The following is a 21,168-nucleotide window of genomic DNA, read 5'->3' as shown; positions in this document are numbered from 1 at the left end:
CCATGAAACTTGCCAAACTGACCGCCGCGCTCGTCGCGGCGGGGCTGGCCATGCCCGTGCTGGCCGGCCCCAAGGATGCCGAACTGCTGGAAAAACTGGCCGCTCGTCTGGAAAAGCTCGAAGCGCGCAACGCCGAGCTGGAAAAGCAGGTCAAGGAACTGAAGGACGAGAGTGCCGCCGTCACCGCTGGCCTCGACAGCCCGCGCCTGTCCCAGAACGAGCCGGAACTGACCGTCCGCCTGAAGGCGGTCGAGAAGGACGCGCTGGAAATGAAGAAGGCGGCCAAGATTGCCGAAGGCCTGGAAGGCATCAAGGTTGGCGCCTCGCTGGCCACGGTCGGCCAGCACGCCTACGGGTTGCCCAAGGACGTCGAGGGCGGTAGCAGCCAGCTCAACTACCGCGCCGACGTTTCGGTCGAGCTGCCCTTGCAGCCGGTTGGCGACATCGAGCACAAACTGTTCGCCCACCTGCGCATGGGCCAGGGTCTTGGCCTGAACGCCGCGTTCACCAACCTCGGCCACTTCGCCAGCGCCCCGAACGCCCTGGCCTTCCGTGCTTCCGGCATGAATCCGGATGACTCGGTGACCATCCTCGGCCAGGCCTGGTACCAGGCGGCGATTCCGTTGCCCTTCCTCGGCTTCAAGCCCTATTCGCGCGAAACGCTGGAGGTCACTTTCGGCAAGATGGACATCTTCGGCTTCTTCGACCAGAACGCCGGTGGCGGCGATGAGGCGAAGCAGTTCCTCAATTCCGTCTTCGTGCACAACCCGATGCTCGATGCGGCCGGCGAAGTGGGTGTCGATGCCAACGGCTTCCAGCCGGGTTTTGTCGTCTCCTACCTGAACTGGTTCAACAAGCCGGAACCGTGGCGTGTTTCCCTTGGCCTGTTCGGCACCGGCGAACGCGGTTCGAACTACCAGCGCAGCCTGTCGTCGCCACTACTGATGGTGCAGGCAGAGAAGCAGGTCAAGCTGTTCGGCGGCTTGACCGGCAACTACCGTGTCTACGGCTGGAACCGCAGCCAGGGCGTCGATTTCGACGGCAACCTGAACAAGCACACCGGGGTCGGCGTCTCGATCGACCAGCGCGTCGGCGACGGGGTGACCTTGTTTGGCCGCTACGGCAAGCTGCTCAAAGGTGAGTTGGCTTTCAACCAGGCCGTTACCGCCGGTATTCAGCTGAATGGCAGCTACTGGGGCCGCGCCGCGGATGCCTTGGGCATCGCCGGCGCCTGGCTGCAAGCGGGCAGCGCCTATCGCTCGGGCGAGAACGGCAGCAGCTGCCCGGCCGGTTACGACGATGCCGGCGTCTGCAACGGTACGGCCTTCAGCTTCACACCGCGTGGGGCCGAGAAGGTCGCGGAAATCTACTACCGCTACCGCCTGTCGCCGCAGTTCGAACTGTCGCCGGACTTCCAGTACGTCACCAACGGCGGTGGCAACAGCGACGCCAAGTCCGTCAAGGTCTTCGCCCTGCGCGCCAACATCTCTTACTAAGGATATTCATGAAACACGCTCTCGCTTCCGCGGTTTTTGGCCTTTTTCTGGTGTGCACCGCAGCAGTCGCCGACGATCTGCCGACCTACAAGGTTTTGATGAAGGACGGTCGGATTTTCCCGGAAACCGTCGAGGTGCCCGCCAACACGCGCTTCCGTCTGGAAGTGAAGAACGAAGGACCAGGCGCCGCGGAATTCGAGAGTATCGAACTGAAAAAGGAACTGGTCCTCGCCCCCGGCGTCACCCGGAGCATGGTCTTCTTCCCGATGAAACCGGGAACCTACAAGTTTTTCGACGATTTCCACCCGGAAACCGGACAGGCCAAGATCGTCGCCAAATAAAAAACCACCACAACGGAGAACAGCATGGGTAACGCCTTTTTCGTGGTCTGGCGGGAAAGCCTGGAGGCCTTCCTGATCGCCGGCATCCTCTACGCCTGGTTGCAGGCTAACGACGATACGGGCAAGGGCAAGCGTGCCCTCTTCCTCGGCCTTGGCGCCGGCGTCGGCTTGGCCCTGCTGCTGGGCTGGGCGCTGCTCACCGTGCAGGATGAACTGACCGGCGAAGCGTTGGAAATCTTCCAGACCGCCACGCTCTTCGTCGCCGCCGGCCTGATTACCCAGATGGTGCTGTGGATGCGCAAACACGGCCGGACGATCAAGGCCCGGCTGCACGCCGACCTGTCGGCCGCCGCCGAACACTCCGGCTTCTTCGGCGTAGCCGTGGTCGCCGCGCTGGCCGTGGCGCGCGAAGGCGCCGAAACGGTCATCTTCCTCTACGGCCTGGCCCAAGGCGGTGAAATGCAGGCGCTGGCCGTCGGCACCGTCACCGGCTTCGCCGCTGCCGGCCTGACTGCCTGGCTGGCCGCCAAGAGCCTGGCCAAGCTGAACATCGGCCTGCTCCTGCGCCTCTCCTCCATCCTGCTGCTGATCCTCGCCTCGGCCCTGCTCGTCGCCGCCCTCGACCGCCTGATCGGCGCCGGCTACCTGCCGCCGCTGCTCGACCCGGTGTGGGACACCTCGCTGCTGATCGACGATACGACCAAAGGCGGCAAACTGATTGCCGACTTTTCCGGCTACCGTGCCCGCCCGGCGCTGTCCGAGTTGCTGGCCTGGGCCACCTACTGGGCCGGTGTGCTGTTCGCCTGGAGGAGGACGTCCCGTGGCTGAACAAGTCCTCAAGTTCTACACGCACAAGCCGACCAGCGGCCGCCTTGAGCGCCTCGGCCTGTGGCTGCGCAAGTACCGCGGCCCGATCGTCGCCGTCCAGTGGGCCGTCGTCGTCGTTTATTCGGTCCTCGTCGTCATTCCCGCCTTCCTGCCCCTGCCGCCGGATCAGGCCCATATATGGGACAACCTGCGGCTGTTCGCCCAGTTCTGCTTCTGGGGGCTGTGGTGGCCGGGTGTGATGGTCGCTACCGTAACCCTCGGTCGCGTCTGGTGCGGCGTTTTCTGCCCTGAGGGCTTCATCTCCGAGCGCGTCAGCGCCTACGGTCGCGGCAAACCGCTGCCGCGCTGGCTCAAATGGTCGGGCTGGCCCTTTGTCGCCTTCGTTTGTACCACGGTATACGGCCAGCTGGTCAGCGTTTACGAATACCCGCAAGCGGCACTGCTGGTGCTCGGCGGCTCGACCGTCGCCGCCATCGTCATCGGCCTGCTCTACGGCAAGGAAAAACGCATCTGGTGTCGCTACCTGTGCCCCGCTTCCGGCGTCTTCGCCGTGCTCGCCAAGATCGCCCCCATGCACTACAAGGTTGATCGCGCCGCCTGGGACCGTTACGAAGGCGACTTCGAGCCGGTCAACTGCGCGCCGCTGGTCGATGTGCGCCGCATGACCAGCGCCGGCGAATGCCATAGCTGCGGCCGTTGCGCCGGTCAACGCGATGCCGTCAGCCTGTCCTGGCGCTCGCCCTTCACCGAAGTGCTCGATCCGCTCAACGAAGCCAAGACCGCGGATGCCATCACCTTGCTGTACGGCGTGCTCGGCGTGGCCACTGCCGCCTTCCAATGGACGGTCAGCCCCTGGTTCCTGCACATCAAGATGGCCCTGGCCGAGTGGCTGGTCGAACACGACCATTTCACGCTGTTGTCGGACGACGTGCCCTGGTGGCTGCTCACCCACTACCCGGAAGCCAACGACCTGTTCACCTGGCTCGACGGCAGCCTGATCCTCGTCTACCTGCTGGGCGGTGGCGCGCTGATCGGTAGCCTGCTGCTACTCGGCCCACTTGTCGCCAGCCGATTGCTAGCCACGCCGCAACTCAACTGGCAGCGTTTCTCGGTCGGTCTGGCCCCGATGGCCGCCGCCAGCGTCATCCTCGGCCTTTCCATGCTGACCGTGACGCACCTCAAGGCCGAGCATTTCTGGCTGGGCTGGCTGCCGTATTTCCGCGCCACCTTGCTGACCGCCGGTTGGCTGGGCAGCGTGACGCTCGCCATACTGCTGATCGCGCGCTCCACCGCCGGCATTCCCCGCCGCCTGATCGCCGGCCTGGCCATGCTGTGGCCGCCCAGCCTGATCTGCGGCATCTGGTACCTCGTCTTCTTCGTCTGGTGAAAACACTGGCCCTGCCGACGCCTGCCGAATCCGCGCCGAACATCCTGCCTGCACGCGTTTGGCAGGATGTTTTCGGTCTGCTGCTGACCCTGCTGGCGCTGATCGTTGTCGGCAAACTGGCGGTACCGCACACACCGCCAGCGCCGACGGTATTGTCACAGGCCCAATGCGACCCGCAACACGAGCGCTGTCGCCTTGCCCTCCCCGGTGACCTGCAACTGGAATTGCACTTGGCCGATGCCCCAGTCGTTCCCAACCAATCGTTCAGCGTGGAGATCGTTGCCGATCCTCGAATCCGCCTGCTCTCTCAGGAGATCCGCGGCATCGAACTCGACATGAGCAGCCCATCCGCCAACTTCAGCCTCGAGGCCTACGGCCACTATCGTTCTCCAGCCAACATTCCTCTGTGCACAACCAGCCGCATGACCTGGCGGCTCGCCATCCGCTTCGAGGTTGATGGACAAACTCTGGAATGGCCCTTGCTTTTCACGACAGAAACCGAGCCGCCTCAAGGCCGCAAGGCCTAGTTTGAGTTACAGTAGCAAATAATTGTCATTTATCTGACAAATCTGAACCACCTCATCATGCGCCAGTGACTGGCCCGTCCATCTTGAGCAACAGCAGCCCCTCCGTCATCGCCCTCGTCGGTCATCCGAACGTTGGAAAATCGGTACTCTTCCATCGCCTGACCGGCGCCTATGTGAATGTTTCGAACTATCCCGGGACGACGGTTGAAGTCACCCGTGCCAGCACCCGCTTCGACAAGGAAGCCATGCTGCTCGATACGCCGGGTGTGCTGGCCCTACCTTCGCGCAGCGACGACGAACGCGCCACCATGCGCGCACTGCTCAATGAAGACACCCGCTGCCTGGTGCAGGTGGGCGATGCCAAGAACCTGCGCCGGACGCTGACGCTTTCGGCCCTGCTGGTCGAACTCGGTCTGCCCATGGTGCTGGCGCTCAACATGCACGATGAAGCGGCCGCCCGCGGCGTCACGGTCGATATCGACGCCCTGGCCGAAGACCTCGGCATCCCGGTGCTGGCCACGGTTGCCACCGGTGGTGAAGGGATTGGCGAATTGACCAGCGGCATCGGCCATGCGCGCCCTGCCGTAGCAATGCTGCGCTACGACGCGGAAATCGAAAGTGATATCGCCCGCGTTGCCAATGCCATTCAACGCCTGGCGCCGCATCCGCGCCTCTCGGCGCGCGGCCTGGCCATCCTCTACCTCGGCAGCGACTCGGAAGTTGCCGAGTGGCTAGCCAACAAGGCCGGCAACGCCATGAGCGAACTCGAAGCCCTGCGCGCCGAGGCCGTGGCCCGCGCCGAGGACGACCTGGCCACCCTGCTAGCCCGTGAACGGACGGCCGCCGCCGACACCCTCGCAGCCAGCGTCATCCAGCGTGCCGCCAAGAGCAGCCCGCTACTGTCGCAGCGCATCGGCCAATATGTCGTGCACCCAGTATGGGGGCTGCCCATCCTGCTTGGCGTCCTCTTTGCCGTCTATGAATTCGTCGGCGTCTTTGGTGCGACCACACTGGTCGGTTTGCTCGAGGAAGGTCTGTTCGAACGCATCCTCAACCCGGCCTTCACCGATTTCGTCACTGCTGCGGTGCACTGGCCCTGGCTGGCAGAAATGCTCGTTGGCCAGTACGGCTTGTGGACCATGGGCATGACCTATGCGCTGGCCTTGATCCTGCCCATTGTCACCACCTTCTTCATCGCTTTCGGCGTGCTCGAGGACTCCGGCTACCTGCCGCGCCTGACCGTCATCGCCAACCGCCTGTTTGCTGCCATCGGGCTGAATGGCCGCGCCGTGCTGCCGATGGTCCTCGGCCTCGGCTGCGTGACGATGGCGACGCTGACCACGCGTATCCTACATTCGCCACGCGAACGCCTGATCACCACCTTCCTGCTCGCCCTGGCAATTCCGTGCTCGGCCCAGCTCGGCGTCGTCCTCGGCATGCTCGGCGGCGTCTCCTTTACCGCCGTGCTGATCTGGGCGCTGGCCATGGTCGGCATCCTCATCCTTTCCGGCTTCCTCGCCGCCAAACTGATTCCGGGCCGGCGCATCCCGCTCGTCACCGAACTGCCGCCGATGCGCCTGCCCATCCTCGGTAACGTGTTGAAGAAGACCGGCGGTCGACTGAAGTGGTACCTGATCGAGGTCATTCCGCTATTCCTGCTCGGCACCTTCATCATGTATTCGCTCGACAAGCTCGGTGTACTGCCCGCCATCATCGATGCCGGCGAGCCGCTGGTCACCGGTTGGCTGGGCCTGCCCAAGGAAGCTTCAGCTGCCTTCGTCATGGGCTTCCTGCGCCGCGATTTCGGTGCCACCGGCCTCTTTGCCATGGCCGAAAACCTGACGCCGCTACAGGCCGTGGTTGGCATGATCACGATCACGCTATTCATTCCCTGCTTCGCCAGCCTGATGATGATGATCAAGGAGCAAGGCACCAAAACGGCCCTGACCATGGTGGCCATGATCGTCCCCTTCGCCTTTTTCGTTGGCGGTATCTTCAACCTGATCCTGCGTGCCGTCTGGTGAAATCATGAGCCCGAAACACGAAGCCCGCCTGCCCCTCGCCTTCATCCCTGCCGGCAGCGAAGTGCTGCTGGCCGCCTTCGGCGACGACATCGATCCGCTGCAACGCGAGCAACTGACCGCCTACGGCCTGGCCGAGTCGCGCCCGCTCAAGGTGCTGCAACAACGCCCGATGACGGTCATCCTGGCCGACGAAGTCGAGCTGGCCTTGGAGCATGTCGTTGCCCGCCATATCTGGGTGGAACGAAAGGATAATGAGAACGGTTCGTAATTAACTGTTTTCAAAGAACTTTTTACACAAACGCCGTTCGAATCGTTTGTCCGCGGACATACAATACGGGCTTGGGCAAGCCAGCCGAGGGTGCCAGCCAGCCCGCCCCTTACGACGAACCTCTGGAGAAAGCCATGAAGGGCGACAAGAAAATCATCGACATCCTCAATGCACTGCTGGCCGGCGAACTGACCGCAGTCGACCAGTACCTGATTCACGGCGAGATGTATGCCGACATGGGCCTGAACGAACTGGCCGAGAAATCGATCCACGAATCCGACCATGAGCGCCAGCATGCCCGCGCCCTGATCCAGCGCATTCTCTTCCTCGAAGGAAAACCCGACCTCACCAAGCGCGAACCGCTGAAGATCGGCAAGACCGTGCCGGAAATGCTCAAATCCGACCTCACCGTCGAATACAAGGTCGATGGCGAACTGAAGAAGGCCATTGCCGCCTGCGAAAAGGCCCAGGACTACGTCACCCGCGACATGCTCGCCGTGCAGCTCGACGACACCGAAATGGACCATGCCTACTTCCTCGAGAAGCAGTTGAAGCTGATCGAACTGGTCGGCCTCCAGAACTACCTGCAGAGCCAGATGGGCTCGGGCACCCCGGCTTAAGGAGCGACAGCGATGAAAGGCGACAAGAAGATCATCGAAGCCCTGAACAAGGTGCTGAAGAACGAGCTGACCTCGATCAACCAGTATTTCCTGCATGCGCGCATGTTCCGCAACTGGGGTCTGGAAAAACTCAACGACTACCAGTACAAGCAGTCCATCCGCGTAATGAAGGAAGCCGACGAGCTGATCGAACGCATTCTCTTCCTCGAAGGCCTGCCCAACCTGCAAAACCTCGGCAAGCTGCTGATCGGCGAAAACGTCGTTGAGTGCCTGCAGGGCGACCTGAAGTACGAAAAGGACATCCAGCGCCCGTTGCTGGTCGAATCGATTGCCCTGTGCGAACAACTGCAGGATTACGTCAGTCGCGACCTGCTGGAAGATCTGCTCGAAGGTTGCGAAAAGGCGATCGACTGGCTGGAAACGCAGCAGAGTCTGATCAAGGATGTCACCCTGCCGAACTATCTGCAGGCTCACATGGAGCCGGGCGAAGGCTGATTTTTCTCCGCCCAGACCCAAAAAGCCGCGCATTGCCGCGGCTTTTTTCTTTTATGGCCGATGGTGGACCACAATTTGCAAATCCATGACGGGAAACGGAAAAACACGGCCGTTTCTGTGACAAATCAAACAAAGTGAATTTCGTCGGAAATGGTATTGACACCGATTCTCATTTAACTACAATGCGAATTGTTCGCATTACTTATTCACCGTTCGCGGAGACCCGTCATGTACGTTTGTGTGTGCAAAGCCGTCACCGATCGCCAGATTCGCGAGGCCGCTGAAAGCGGTGCCCGCACGCTGAAGGATCTGCGCCGCGACCTCGGTGTCACCCGCGACTGCGGACGCTGCGCTACCTGCGCCCACGAATGCCTGCGCGAAGCCCACGCCACGATAGGCAAGGCGTCGCCGGCAATGTTGCAGGCTGCCTGAAGCTGTCACTTACCACTGACGAGCGACAAAGCTCGCTCCGCCCCCCTACACAAAAAAGGTCCGGCATAGCCCGGACCTTTTTTTGGGTAGCGACAACAATCGGGGCGGGACAGCACTGACGATAGCCGCCCCTCTTCCGCCAAAGCTTCCCGACTCAGCTTTCCTGCATCAGCGTCCAATGGTTATCGAGCGCCATCGGCTTGGGCCAGGCGAGAAAAATCGGCTTGGCTGTGGGGTGCCAGCGGACCATACCCAGCGCGGTGGACACCAACACTCCACCGCCAGGCTTGGGCCCATGCCATTCCGCCATGGCGTAGGATTCCGGCAACTCGACCACCGGGACAAGCTTTTCCGGTGCTCCGGGATGCCAGAGCAGAGCTCGCCCCACCTGGTTGCTCGAAAGGACGAAGCCACCGTTATAAGCTGCGGCCAGGTCGCCAGCGTAACCGACCCCTTCGCCACTCCTGCTCGGAATGCGCAGTTCGTCGCCCTCCAACACAGCCAAGATGGGTGCCATACGGCGTTGTTCCGCACTATCGTGTTCGGCCTGCATGGCAATACCGAGGCGACGCGTTCCATCCGGTGCCTCGCTCCAGGCCAGATGGCGCAGGCTGAGCCGACTATCGCCCGCGGTCCATTGTTGCAGGATTTTGCCGCTGCGCTCATCAAGCCGGGTCAGTGATGAATCCATGCGCGCCAAGTCGTATTTCTGGTCGGTACGCGTCCGTGCAATACCGCCATTGGCCACCACGAGCCGGCCCCGATCATCGATCAGCAACTGGTGCGGTTCCTTGCCGCCGCTTTCCCATTCGTCCAATTTTTTGAAGGTCACGCGGTCGCGTACGCCGATCTTGCCGTGGCCCGATGAAAAATCGGTTTCCGTGGTGTAGACGACGTCACCTCCCTGGCCGATGGCGACATGGCCATTGAGCAGTACCGAAGCCTCATTTTCCATCGTGAGCTGACTGGCAACCTGGCCATCCGGCGCGATGCGCATCAGCCAGGTACCAGGCCGTACTCCAACGACCAAGAGGCTGCCATCGGCCTCCGGGGTCAGGCCATGCGGGCGGGTAGGCAAAGGGACCGAATAGGCGATTTCCAGCTTCTTGCGGGCCCAATCCGCCACCAGTACCCCGGCGTGGTAAGTATCCGTCGGATTGGGGCCTCGCCAGGCAGCGGCAATCAGGGCGCGTTGCGGGTCCTCGGCGCTCCCGGCGATGCCGCGGCCGGCATGGGCGAGCATGCCGCAGACAGCCGTCAGTTTGAGAAATTCTCTGCGTTGCATGAATGACTTTCCAAATGAATTAGCGATATCCGGCACGGTCGAGTACCTTCTGAGCGACCGCAACATTCTTGGCAATACTGCCCAGAGGCAGATTGTCGGCCTTGAACTTGCCCATGGCTTCCAGCGCCGGATTGTTTGCTGTCACGCCGGAAACAACCGGCCATTCGTTATTGCCATCGGCGAAATAGCGCTGAGCTTCGTCGCTCGACAGGTATTCGAGGAACTTGACGGCGGCTTCCGGGTTTTTGGCCGTCCTGACCATCCCGGCGCCGGAAATATTGATATGGCTACCGCGACCGGACTGGTTCGGCCAGACGATGCCGACCCGTTCCATCATGCGGCGCTCTTCCATCTTCTCCGAACGGATCAGGCGAGCCAGATAGTAGGTATTGGAGATGGCAACACCACACTCGCCGGCGGCAACCGCCTTGATCTGGTCGGTATCGCCGCCGCGCGGCGGACGGGCGAAGTTGGCGACGACGCCGCGCGCCCACTCCTCCGTCTTGGCTTCGCCATCATGCGCAATCAACGAGGCGACCAGCGACAGGTTGTAGGGATGCCCGCCAGAGCGCGAACAGACCTTACCCTTGAGCTTTGGATCGGCCAGCGCTTCGTAGGTCGACACATCCTCGGCGCGCACAGCACTGCGGTTGTAGATGATGACGCGGGCACGAGTCGAGAAAGCAAACCACGTGTCGGTATGCAGGTGCGCAGGAATGCGGCTTTCCAGAATCTTTGATTTGACCGGCGCGAACAGGCCGAGTGAATCGGCCACGGCCAGCCGTGTCGCATCGACAGTAATGAAGACATCGGCCGGGCTGTTGGCCCCCTCGTTACGGATGCGCTCCATCAGCTCGTCTTCCTTGCCGTCGATCCGGTTGATCTTGATCCCGGTCTGTTTGGTGAAGTTGTCGTAGAGCCTTTCGTCCGTTTGATAATGGCGTGCAGAATAAAGATTGAGCACCTTCTCCTGCGCGAACACCGGGGACTGGCTGGCCAACAGAAGCAAGGCAAGGGCGATACGCGATTTCATCGTCAAACTCCGGCCGTCAGCCGCACTGCTGCGGTGCACGGCAAAAAATGGCAAAAAACCGGGGCCGCGTAATAGCGGCGAAGGTACGGCCCCGGTCGGTGAAGCTTAGAACTTGTATTCGGCGCTCAGGATGAAGCGACGCGCCTGACCGACGTAAGTGAAGCCCCCGTTGTCGTAGATCGCGTCGTAATACAGCTTGTCGAACACGTTCTGGATGTTGAACTTCAAGGCATATTTCGGTTGCTCGTAAGCCACCATCGCATCCCAGCGGGTGTAGGAAGGCACCCAGTTGGGGTTGAAGGCACCGGTACCCGTCGGCGCGCCGCCGTAACGCTTGCTCTTGAACTCCATGCCGCCGCCGACCTTGAAGCCAAACGGCAGCTGATAGGTCGACCACAGGTTGAAGGTCTGCTTGGGCGTATTGCGTGGCATCTTGCCGACGAAGTTGGCATTGCCGTTCGAGGGCGAAACCTCCCGGATCTCGGCATCGATCAGAGAGAGGCCACTGAACACTTCCCACTTGTCGGTCAGACGGCCGGCCACTTCAAGTTCAAGACCGTTCGACTCACGCTTCTTGGTAAGCAACGAATTGTTGATGCCGACATCGAGGTCGGTGTTGCGCTCCCAATCCTTGACCGCGTGGTAAAGAGCGACACGGAAAGCCAGTGCACCGTCGAGCAACAACCACTTGGAGCCGATTTCCGTCACCTTCGAACGCTCGGCGGGATAGATGTTGCCAGACAGTTGATAGAGGTCAGCGGTCGGACTGAACGAGTCGCTCCACCCCAGATAATAGTGCTGAGCGGCAGACGGCTGCCATGACAAGCCCGTGCGGTAGCTGTTCTCGCTGAAATCGCCGTTCAGATTGGTAACGGTGCTGCCACTGGCCGCACTGATCTGGGAGCGCATTTCGTCGCGGCGTATGCCGGCGGTCAGCTTCCAGTCCGGCACGAACTCGACGGTATCCTGCACGTAGGCGCTATAGGTATCGCCGTTATAGGTAGAAGGTGCCGTCGAGGTGTAATGGCCGGACTTATAGACCGGCCGAGACGACGTCCCCAAATTCTGCAAAGCCCAACGCTTCGAATCTTCCTTGAAGTATTCGACCCCGGTCAGCAACTCGTGGCGCATCCCAGCCAGCGTGAAAGCCGTGCTGAAATCGCTTTGCAGGGCAAAGTTGTCGGTATCGAATTCGCGTGTTTTCGCGCCACCGCCGCTTACACCCGGCGCCCCCCCTTGCGGCGCTCCGGCCCAATACGACCGGTGATAATTGGCGGCACGCGCTACCGTACGCCACTGCGTATCTGGCGAAATCTTGTACAGATAGCTCAAGGTCGAAACATTGGTCTGACTCTCGTCAAACTGACCGCTGACACCCCAGTAGTCCTTGTTTTTCGCATAGGTACTCTCGGGTTTCTTGGAGACGCTATTAAACGGTACACCGTAATCCGGGCGGTCGTTGGTCTGCAGCCACAAGTGGCTCAACACGATTTCGTGATTGGTTCCCAGACCGAAAGCGATGCTGGGCGCGATGCCCTGCCGATGAATTTCCGGTGTCGTTCCGGTGACCGGATTGGAGCGCCCACTTTCCTCGTCACGATTCATCATGTTCAAACGGAAGGCGGTGGTTTCGCCTAGACGCTGATTCAGGTCGGCCTTGGTCTCGAAGTAGCCGTTGCTACCGACACCGAAGCCCACCTTGTTGATACCGTAGAGCATCGGCGTCTTGCTCACCTGGTTGATCACACCGCCCGCCTGACCGCGACCGAACAGCATCGCCGCCGCACCGCGCAGGACATCGACCTGCTCGAGGTTGAAGACTTCGCGGTCGTACTGCGCCGTATCGCGAATACCGTCGAGATACATATCGCCGAAGGTGTAGAAGCCACGCAGGTTCATGTTGTCGCCGGATCGCCCGCCCTCGGCGGCATTGAACGACAGGCCGGAAACGTTGCGCAGCGCTTCACGCAGCGAGTTTGCATCCTGCTCTTCGATCAGGCTACGGGTAATGGTCGTGATCGCTTGCGGAATGTCGTGCGGATCCTGTACGACCTTGCCGACACGGGTTTTGGTGGCCAGCAAGCCATCCGGCTTCTCCGCTTCCGCTTTGACGGTCACAGCCCCTAGGGTTTTTTCCTCTTCCGCGGCAACGGCGGGACCGACAAAGTAAATTCCCGCCATGGCGGCAACCAGTGGAATCAATTTGATAGCCGGCTGTTGCGCTGCAATCCGTGCGGACGTCAGCCCCTTCCGACGACTCGTGGGGAGTAAGTTCATTTTCTTCCTTTATGCGCAGGCAAATTGCTAATTTGGCTGGCTGGCATAAAGGCTGGCTTGCCGGTGATTGAACCTCTGTGCGATGACTGACAGGAGACGACACGCTCACCGCCAAAAATAGCCCGTCTTACCGAAGGTAGACAAAGCAATAACGCAAATGCGAATTTATATCATTCGCAAAACAAATTCAACGCTTTTTTGCTAGGCCGATAGACCGCGGAGTTTCGCCAAGCAATGAAAAAAGGGCGAGGCCCAGCGAACCCCGCCGTCAGCAACCTGATCGTGCGGCAATGCGGCTCAGGCCACCTCAACCCCGACCGGACCTTCGCCGACTTCGCCAATCACCGAGACATGCGTGAAACCCTGTTGCAGGAAAAGCGACAGCACTTCGGTGACCGTATCCGGCGTGCACGACACCAACAGGCCACCGGAAGTCTGCGGGTCGGTCAGCAAGGCGCGGGCGGTATCGCCCAGGCCATCGGCCAGGGTCACATCGTGACCGTAGCTCGCCCAGTTGCGTCCTGAGGCGCCGGTGATGTGGCCCGCCTCGGCAAATTCGCGGGCACGCGGCAACAACGGCAGGTCGGCGAATTTCACCTGGGCCCGCACCTGGCTAGCGCGACAGATTTCGAGCAGATGCCCGAGCAGGCCAAAGCCGGTCACGTCGGTCAGCGCATGCACTCCATCGAGGCAGGCGAGTAGCGGCCCCGGCGTATTGAGCTGGGTGGTGCTGGCGATCATCGCCTCGTAATCGGCGGTGTGCAGCAAGTCCTTCTTCAAGGCGGCACTATAGACGCCGACCCCGAGTTGCTTGGCCAGGATCAGCTTGTCGCCCGGCTGGGCGCCGGCGTTACGCTTCAGGTGCTGCGGATTGACGATGCCGATGGCGACCAGACCGTAAATCGGCTCGACCGAATCGATGGTATGACCGCCGGCGATCGGAATCCCCGCTTCCTTACACACGGCGGCACCGCCTTCGAGGATCTTGCCGATGGTTTCCATCGGCAAAACCTTGACCGGCATGCCGACCAGCGCCAGTGCAAAGAGCGGCGTCGCGCCCATGGCATAGATGTCGGAAATGGCGTTGGTCGCGGCAATGCGCCCGAAATCGTAGGGGTCGTCGACGATGGGCATGAAGAAGTCGGTCGTCGCAACAATGGCCTGCTCGCGGTTGATCTGATAGACCGCTGCGTCGTCGCTGGTCTCGGTGCCGACCAGCAATTGCGGCGGCACGATGCCCGGCGGCATGCCCTTGAGAATCTGCTCCAGGACGCCGGGCGCAATCTTGCAGCCGCAACCGCCGCCATGGGAGAGTTGGGTCAGTCGGAGTTTTTCTTCGGACATCGCTGTTCTCTGGATTCGTATTTTTATTCGGCGTCGAAGCCGGCGTCCTCGATCGCGCCAAGCAGGGCGTCGCGGCTGACGGCGGCCGGATCAAAGCTCACCTTGGCCTCGGCCGCTTCGAGCGATACCTCAGCAGCATTCACACCAGCCAAGCCAGTCAGCACGCCGGTTATGTTCTTGACGCAACCCTGGCAGCTCATGCCGCCGATCTTGATCACGGTATTTTCCATGGCAAGCTCCTAGAAGATGAATGGCTGCCGGCGCAGCAGATCGGTCAGCGCCTCGGCCGGCAGTGGGCGGCTGAAATGGTAACCCTGCGCCATGTCGCAATCCATCTGGCGCAAGGACTGTAACTGGGCCGCCGTCTCGACGCCTTCGGCCAGCACGGTCAGGCGCAGGTTGCGCCCCATGCTGACGATGGTCGAGGCAATGGCCTGGTCGTCGGCATTGGTCACCAGATCGCAGACGAAGGAGCGGTCGATCTTCAGTTTGCCGACCGGGATGCGCTTCAAATAGGCGAGCGACGAATAGCCGGTGCCGAAGTCGTCGAGCGACAGTTCGACCCCCATGCGATGCAGCGCATTGAGCGTCCCCATATTGAGGTCGGCCTCGTTCATCACCGTGCGCTCCGTCACTTCCAGTTCGAGCAGGCTGGGGTCGAGGCCGGACATGCCGAGCGCTCCGGCCACCGCTTCGACGAAGCCGGCCTGACGGAATTGCCCTGGCGCCACGTTGACCGCCATGGTCAGCGGCGGCAAGCCGGCTTCGATCCAGGCCTGCGCCTGACGGCAGGCTTCGATCAGCACCCAGTCGCCGATCTGGTTGATCAGACCGGTTTCCTCGGCAACATGAATGAAGCGGTCTGGCATGATGCAGCCGAGATCGGGGTGCTGCCAGCGAATAAGCGCCTCGACGCCGACAATCAGGCCATTGCGCAAGCTGACCAGCGGCTGGTAATGCAGCACGAATTCCTTCTGCTTCAGGGCACGGCGCAGGTTGCTTTCCATCAGCAAGCGATCGAGCGTCGCCGTATTCATGTCGGCGGCGAAGAACTGGAAGGTGTTACGCCCCAATTCCTTGGCCTTGTACATCGCCACGTCAGCATTCTTCAGCAGCGTCTCGATATCCTCACCGTCCTGCGGAAAGACACTGATGCCGATCGATGGCGTCACCGTCAGGTCGTGTCCGCCGATGGCGAAAGGCTGCGAACACTCCTCGGCCAGGCGGCGGGCGATATCCGCCGCCGTCGCCGTATGCAGGCCTGGCATGACCAGCACGAACTCGTCGCCACCCAGGCGGGCCAGGGTATCGCCACGCCGAACAACGGTCCCCAGCCGCTGCGCCACGGCACAGAGCAGTTCGTCGCCGATGCTGTGACCGAGCGAATCGTTGACCCGCTTGAAGTGGTCGAGATCGACAAACATCACCGCCACCGGCGTACTGTCGCGTTCGGCCACGGCGAGCAATTGCGTCACCCGATCGCGCAACAGGCGGCGGTTGGGCAAGCCGGTCAGCGCATCGAACTCGGCCAGTTCGCGAATCTTCGCCTCGGCCGCCTTCTGCGACGTCAGATCGAACACGGTGCCGACGATGGCCGGCTTGCCGGCGAACCAGGACACCGCACCGAGTAGCGTCACCGGGAATTCGGAACCGTCCTGGCGCCGTGCCGTCAGCTCCAGACCAGCTCCACCGACGGTTTCGCCGGGCAGCCACTGCTGCACCAGCATCGGGTGGAATTCGGCACCGAACAGATCGAGCAAGCCGCGCGCCCCGACCAATTCATCGACGGAATAGCCAAAGAGCCGGCACAAGCAGGGATTGGCATAGACAACACGTTGGTCCTGCAGCACGAAGAGGCCGACCTGGACCGCATCCATGGCGCTGCGCAAGGCCACATCCGCCTGACGTGCCGCACCGCCACGCTGCGCGTAGCCGCCCTCGCCGGCCATTTCCTGCTCCAGCCGTCGCTTGATTACTGTTCCGGTCATCCAGATCGCCCGATTTATCCTGGTCAGCGCTTGGCGTTCGGTCGCCAGCGCTTGAGCAACAACGAATTCGAAACCACGGAGACCGAACTCATCGCCATGGCCGCCCCCGCCACCATCGGACTGAGCCAACCCAAGGCGGCAAGCGGAATACCGAGCGTATTGTAGATGAAGGCAGAGAAAAGGTTCTGGCGAATCTTGCGCAGCGTCGCCCGCGACAGATCGATCGCATCGACCACGCCGAGCAGATCGTTGCGAATCAGCGTCAGGTCGGCCGCTTCGATGGCCGCATCGGAACCGGCGCCGATGGCGAAACTGACATCGGCCGCCGCCAGTGCCGGCGCGTCGTTGATGCCGTCGCCGACCATGGCCACCAGCACACCATCGCGCTTCAATTCGGCAATCGCCGCCGCCTTGTCGCCGGGCAGGATGCCGGCACGAAACTCGTCCACACCGGCCTCGGCCGCAATCGCCGCGGCCGTCTGGGCGTTGTCGCCGGTCAGCATGACCACGCGAATTCCTTGCGAACGCAGGCGCTCGACGGCCTGACGGGAGGTCGGGCGCAGGGCATCGGCAATGCCAAAGAGGGCAAGCACGGTTTCGCCCTCGGCCAACACGATCACCGTCTTACCGGTCTGCTGCAAGGCGGCGACTTGCGCATCTTCGGCGCAGCCGATCCAGGCCGGCGCACCAAGACGCAGAGGTCGAGCGTCAATTTCGCCCTCGACTCCGCAGCCTGGCGTTGCCTTGAAATTTACGGTTTTTGGCAGGTGCACCGCAGCAGCGGCCTCGATCACGGCGCGCGCCAGCGGATGCTCGGAGTTGTGCTCCAGCGCACCGGCCCAGGCCAGCGCCTGATCGCGCTCGATGCCGCGCACGACAATATCAGTCACCACCGGCCGCCCCTGCGTCAGCGTACCGGTCTTATCCAGCGCCAGTACGCCGATCCGCTCGGCCCGCTCCAGCGCCTCCGCATTCTTGACCAGGATGCCGGCCCGTGCCCCCTGCCCGGTTCCGACCATGATCGCCGTCGGCGTCGCCAGGCCAAGCGCACACGGGCAGGCGATGACCAGCACAGCCACCGCATTGACCAACGCTTCGGCGAAATCGCCGGCATAGAACCACCAACCGAAGAAGGTCACGAACGCAACGGCACAGACGGCCGGCACGAAAATCCCGGAAATCTTGTCGGCCAGCCGCTGCACCGGCGCTTTCGACCCCTGCGCTTCGCCGACCATGCGGATGATGCCGGCCAACAAGGTGTGCTCGCCGACCCCGACGGCACGGCAGCGCAACGCCCCCTGCCCATTGGCAGTCGCCGCGAAGACACGGTCGCCTGCGCGCTTGCTCACGGGCATGCTCTCGCCGGTGAGCATCGCCTCGTCAAGGCTCGATTCGCCGTCAATCACCTCGCCATCCACCGGCACGCTCTCGCCCGGCCGGACGAGGAAGACATCACCCGGCATCAGAGCATCGACGGGCATTTCCAGCCACTGTCCGTCGCGCTCGACGCGCGCCGTCTTCGGCTGCAGGCGGATCAAGGCCTCGATGGCTTCAGAGGTGCGCGCCTTGGCTCGCACTTCGAGCAATTTGCCAAGCAGGACCAGCGTGATGACCACCGCCCCGCCCTCGAAATAGACGTGCTGTGGCAGCCCAAACAGCGTAACTACCGTCGAGAAGCCCCAGGCCATGCTGGTACCCAAGGCCACCAGCACGTCCATATTGGCCCCGCCGCCGCGCAGCGCCTTGTAGGCACCGTCGTAGAAACGCCAGCCAATCCAGAACTGGACAGGCGTCGCCAGCACCAGTTGCAGCCAGCGCGGCAATTCGTTGGAGTGACCGTGTTCGCCGAACATGAACAACATCTGTCCAGCCAGCGGCAAGGACAAGGCGACAGCGATCCAGAAGCGGACGATTTCCTGCTTGTAGGCCCGTTGTTTCTCGGCCTTCTCGCGTTCGCGCGTACCGGCGTCAACCAGCTCGGCCCGGAAGCCGGCCTTACCGACCGCGGCAATGACCGCCGCCTCATCAGCCGCGCCGGACAGGCGTATCCGCGCCCGTTCCGCCGCCAGATTGACGTTGGCCTGCATGCCAGGTTGGCGATTGAGTACCTTCTCCAAGCGTGTCGAACAGGCGGCACAGGTCATGCCGCCAATGGCAAACTCGACGACCCGTGGCTCGGCCGACTCGCTCATCGCACCAGCATCACCGGGCAAGGCGCCGAATGCAGCAGACGATTGGCTACCGAGCCCATGACCAGCCCGGCCACAGCGCCACGACCATGCGTACCCATGACGATCAGGTCACAGCCCAAGTCTTTGGCCATTTTGGCAATGATCTCGGCCGGCTGACCGACATGGATGTGGGTCGTATGGAAGCGGCCCGCCGCGTCCAGCTTCTGCTGCGCTGCCAGCAGCGATGCCTGGCTTTCCTCGAGATAGTAGGCTTTCAGCGTATCTTCGCCGACATGCGCCTGCACGCGACCGATGGGGATCGGCGGATGCACGTGCAACAGGTGAATTTCCGGCACCTCGCGGTACCAGGCGGCATGGGCGATCAGATGATCGACGGCGCGCAGCGCGCATTCCGAACCGTCGACCGGCAATAGAATCTTCATGGTCACTCCACGATCACAGCCAGCCCAACTGGCGCAGCAGGCCGAACATTCCATACAGGCCGAAACCGAGCACCAGCAGACCGGAGAAAGTGCGCACGACAGGCCGGCGCACGAATTCGTTCAGACGAGCCAATACGATGCCCGCCAGCAAAAGATTTGGCAAGGTTCCCAGGCCGAAAGCCAGCATCAGCGCAGCACCGCGCGTCGCCGAACCGGCGCTGAGCGCGCTGACCAGTGCGCTATAGACCAGACCGCAGGGCAGCCAGCCCCACAGCAGGCCCAGCGGAAAGGCCTGGGCCACGGTCTGTGCCGGTAGAAAACGTCGGGTCATCGGCTGCAGATGGCGCCACAGATGCTGACCGGCCCGTTCGGTAAAGGCCAGCGCCCGCGTCACGCCGAGCAGGTAAAGCCCCAGCGCGATCAACATCAGGTTGGCCAGCAGAAAAAGTACTTGCCGGATCGGCCACTGTTGCTCCAGCCCCAGGGTGGCAGCACCGAGCGCCCCAGCCAGAGCACCAGCCAACGTGTAGGAAAAGATGCGTCCGCCGTTATAGGCGAAATGCATGGACCAGCGTGCCGGCCCGCCCATCGACAGTGCACCGACGATGCCGCCGCACATGCCGACGCAATGCGTACCGCCAAGCAGGCCAACGAGGAACAGGGCGATGAAGCCGGAATCAGGCATGAAGCAAGCGAATAAAGGAAAGGCGCAGTTTACCGCGCCCTCCGACTCATCGCACGCGGATCAGATAACCTTGGAGTAGCGAGTGCGCTGGCGGTCGGCCCGCAGATAGCGGTCGAAAGCCATCGAGATGACACGAACCAGCATGCGTCCAGGCGGCAGCACGGTGATCCACTCGCGATCGATCTTCAGCAAACCAGCCCGCTCCATCTCGCGCAGATCGGCGATCTCGTCGGCGAAGTACTCGCGGAAATTGATCAGATGCGCGCTCTCGATACTCTCGATGGAGAGCTCGAAATGGCACATCAGCGCCTGGATGATCGAGCGGCGCAGAATATCGTCGGCGGTCAGCTCGATGCCGCGGAAAACCGGCAAGGCGCCAGCGTCGATGCGGTCGTAGTACTCCTCGGCCGTCTTGACGTTCTGGTAGTAGGTCGGGCCGACCTTGCTGATCGACGAGATGCCGAAGGACAGCATGTCGCAATCGGAATAGGTCGAATACCCCTGGAAATTGCGATGCAGGCGACCTTGACGCTGGGCCACGGCCAGTTCGTCGTCCGGCTTGGCAAAGTGGTCCATACCGATATAGACATAACCCGCTTCGGTCAGCTTCTTGATGGCCAATGCGAGAATCTGCATCTTGGTATCGGCGCTCGGCAGGTCGGCATCGTTGATCCGGCGCTGCGGCTTGAACAGGCTGGGCAGGTGAGCGTAGTTGTAGATCGACAGGCGATCCGGGTTCATCGCCAGCACGCGCTCCAGCGTCCGGTTGAAGCCCATCACCGTCTGGTGCGGCAAACCATAGATCAGGTCCACCGAGACCGACTTGAAACCGTTCTGACGGGCGGCGTCGATCACCAGCGCCGTCTCTTCTTCGCTCTGCACGCGGTTGACTGCAACCTGAACCTTCTCGTCGAAGTCCTGGACACCGACGCTCATCCGGTTGAAACCGAGCTCGCCGAGCAAGGCGACAGTTTCGCGATCGACCTTGCGCGGGTCGACTTCGATGGAGTACTCGCCACCATCGAGCAGCTTGAAATGCTTGCGGGTCTCGGCCATCAACTGGCGCATTTCCGAATGCGACAGGAAGGTCGGCGTACCACCACCCCAGTGCAACTGGATCACCTCATGCTCGCCGTCACGGCCTTCCAGCGCCGCCGCTTGCATATCGAGTTCCTTGGCGATGTACTTCAGGTACTTGGCGCTGCGCCCGTGATCCTTGGTGATGATCTTGTTGCAGGCGCAGTAGTAACAGATGGTGTTACAGAACGGGATGTGGAAGTATAATGACAGCGGCCGGCTGATCCCGCCGATGTTACGCTTGCCCAGCCAGAGCTTGGCGGCATCCGAGTCGAAAGCCTCGACGAAGCGGTCGGCCGTAGGATAGGACGTGTAACGAGGACCGTTGACGTCGAAACGGCGAATGATCTGTGGATCGAAGACGAGGTTTTCTGTTGCGAAATTCATTAAACATACCACCAAATTTAGGTCGGATTATGTGGGGATGCCGCGATTTTACGGTTGACA

20 protein-coding genes are annotated in these 21,168 nt (G+C 61.8%); 10 read left to right on the top strand and 10 right to left on the bottom strand.

Translation table 11 applies throughout. The features are described from left to right. The first annotated feature begins 2 nt into the window (after nucleotides 1-2). From WIF35_RS17135 to WIF35_RS17090, 10 genes are all read left to right on the top strand, one after another. On the top strand, nucleotides 3-1,496 hold the full coding sequence (locus WIF35_RS17135) for a carbohydrate porin (RefSeq protein WP_412479425.1): 1,494 nt from the start codon (nucleotides 3-5) through the stop codon (nucleotides 1,494-1,496). Between the two features lie 8 nt (nucleotides 1,497-1,504). Next, on the top strand, nucleotides 1,505-1,837 hold the full coding sequence (locus WIF35_RS17130; RefSeq protein ID WP_412479424.1) for a cupredoxin domain-containing protein: 333 nt from the start codon (nucleotides 1,505-1,507) through the stop codon (nucleotides 1,835-1,837). Nucleotides 1,838-1,861: 24 nt separating this feature from the next. Then, entirely contained in the window at nucleotides 1,862-2,665 is an 804-nt protein-coding gene (locus tag WIF35_RS17125; protein ID WP_412479423.1) for an FTR1 family iron permease, read from the top strand. Continuing rightward, nucleotides 2,658-4,052 carry a 4Fe-4S binding protein gene (locus tag WIF35_RS17120; protein WP_412479422.1) on the top strand — a complete coding sequence of 465 codons (1,395 nt, stop codon included), beginning with the start codon at nucleotides 2,658-2,660 and terminating at the stop codon, nucleotides 4,050-4,052. Before WIF35_RS17125 ends, WIF35_RS17120 begins: the two co-directional genes overlap by 8 nt. Further along, a complete protein-coding gene (locus tag WIF35_RS17115) occupies nucleotides 4,049-4,579 on the top strand; it encodes a hypothetical protein (protein ID WP_412479421.1) in 531 nt (176 codons plus the stop codon). The genes WIF35_RS17120 and WIF35_RS17115 overlap by 4 nt, the downstream gene beginning before the upstream one ends. 83 nt (nucleotides 4,580-4,662) lie before the next feature. Then, nucleotides 4,663-6,603, top strand: coding sequence for a ferrous iron transport protein B (gene feoB, locus WIF35_RS17110; protein ID WP_412479420.1), 1,941 nt, complete (start codon nucleotides 4,663-4,665; stop codon nucleotides 6,601-6,603). Nucleotides 6,604-6,607: 4 nt separating this feature from the next. Further along, the gene (locus tag WIF35_RS17105) at nucleotides 6,608-6,871 is read left to right on the top strand and encodes a ferrous iron transport protein A (RefSeq protein WP_412479419.1); all 264 of its coding nucleotides are present in this window, start codon (nucleotides 6,608-6,610) and stop codon (nucleotides 6,869-6,871) included. A 134-nt stretch (nucleotides 6,872-7,005) separates the two neighbouring features. Then, on the top strand, nucleotides 7,006-7,491 hold the full coding sequence (bfr, locus tag WIF35_RS17100) for a bacterioferritin (protein WP_412481265.1): 486 nt from the start codon (nucleotides 7,006-7,008) through the stop codon (nucleotides 7,489-7,491). A 12-nt stretch (nucleotides 7,492-7,503) separates the two neighbouring features. Continuing rightward, a complete protein-coding gene (bfr, locus tag WIF35_RS17095) occupies nucleotides 7,504-7,986 on the top strand; it encodes a bacterioferritin (protein ID WP_412479418.1) in 483 nt (160 codons plus the stop codon). Nucleotides 7,987-8,214: 228 nt separating this feature from the next. Continuing rightward, nucleotides 8,215-8,418 carry a (2Fe-2S)-binding protein gene (locus WIF35_RS17090; RefSeq protein WP_412479417.1) on the top strand — a complete coding sequence of 68 codons (204 nt, stop codon included), beginning with the start codon at nucleotides 8,215-8,217 and terminating at the stop codon, nucleotides 8,416-8,418. Between the two features lie 154 nt (nucleotides 8,419-8,572). On the opposite strand, the gene WIF35_RS17085 is transcribed toward WIF35_RS17090, so the two are convergent. The 10 genes from WIF35_RS17085 to hemN form a co-directional block, all read right to left on the bottom strand. Beyond that, nucleotides 8,573-9,703 (bottom strand): DUF1513 domain-containing protein, encoded by a 1,131-nt coding sequence (locus WIF35_RS17085; RefSeq protein ID WP_412479416.1) that lies wholly within the window; start codon nucleotides 9,701-9,703, stop codon nucleotides 8,573-8,575. 19 nt (nucleotides 9,704-9,722) lie between these two features. After that, the gene (locus tag WIF35_RS17080; RefSeq protein WP_412479415.1) at nucleotides 9,723-10,736 is read right to left on the bottom strand and encodes a Fe(3+) ABC transporter substrate-binding protein; all 1,014 of its coding nucleotides are present in this window, start codon (nucleotides 10,734-10,736) and stop codon (nucleotides 9,723-9,725) included. Between the two features lie 105 nt (nucleotides 10,737-10,841). Beyond that, entirely contained in the window at nucleotides 10,842-12,917 is a 2,076-nt protein-coding gene (locus WIF35_RS17075) for a TonB-dependent receptor (protein ID WP_412479414.1), read from the bottom strand. A 393-nt stretch (nucleotides 12,918-13,310) separates the two neighbouring features. Then, entirely contained in the window at nucleotides 13,311-14,357 is a 1,047-nt protein-coding gene (selD, locus tag WIF35_RS17070; protein WP_412479413.1) for a selenide, water dikinase SelD, read from the bottom strand. Between the two features lie 23 nt (nucleotides 14,358-14,380). Next, nucleotides 14,381-14,587 (bottom strand): heavy-metal-associated domain-containing protein, encoded by a 207-nt coding sequence (locus WIF35_RS17065; protein WP_412479412.1) that lies wholly within the window; start codon nucleotides 14,585-14,587, stop codon nucleotides 14,381-14,383. Nucleotides 14,588-14,596: 9 nt separating this feature from the next. Then, nucleotides 14,597-16,345, bottom strand: coding sequence for a putative bifunctional diguanylate cyclase/phosphodiesterase (locus tag WIF35_RS17060; RefSeq protein WP_412479411.1), 1,749 nt, complete (start codon nucleotides 16,343-16,345; stop codon nucleotides 14,597-14,599). Between the two features lie 23 nt (nucleotides 16,346-16,368). Then, nucleotides 16,369-18,537: a heavy metal translocating P-type ATPase gene (locus WIF35_RS17055; protein ID WP_412479410.1), complete on the bottom strand. Its 2,169-nt coding sequence runs from the start codon at nucleotides 18,535-18,537 to the stop codon at nucleotides 16,369-16,371. After that, a complete protein-coding gene (locus tag WIF35_RS17050; RefSeq protein ID WP_412479409.1) occupies nucleotides 18,534-18,959 on the bottom strand; it encodes a universal stress protein in 426 nt (141 codons plus the stop codon). The genes WIF35_RS17055 and WIF35_RS17050 overlap by 4 nt, the downstream gene beginning before the upstream one ends. A 13-nt stretch (nucleotides 18,960-18,972) precedes the next feature. Then, nucleotides 18,973-19,644, bottom strand: coding sequence for a sulfite exporter TauE/SafE family protein (locus WIF35_RS17045; RefSeq protein WP_412479408.1), 672 nt, complete (start codon nucleotides 19,642-19,644; stop codon nucleotides 18,973-18,975). A gap of 60 nt (nucleotides 19,645-19,704) precedes the next feature. Next, nucleotides 19,705-21,108 carry an oxygen-independent coproporphyrinogen III oxidase gene (hemN, locus tag WIF35_RS17040; protein WP_412479407.1) on the bottom strand — a complete coding sequence of 468 codons (1,404 nt, stop codon included), beginning with the start codon at nucleotides 21,106-21,108 and terminating at the stop codon, nucleotides 19,705-19,707. Nucleotides 21,109-21,168 lie beyond the last annotated feature (60 nt).

The sequence above is a fragment of the Azonexus sp. IMCC34839 genome, from assembly GCF_047047955.1.
GTDB lineage: Bacteria > Pseudomonadota > Gammaproteobacteria > Burkholderiales > Rhodocyclaceae > Azonexus.
The sequence above is the reverse complement of the archived record's forward strand: the minus strand, read 5'-3'. Positions and strand labels throughout refer to the sequence as shown.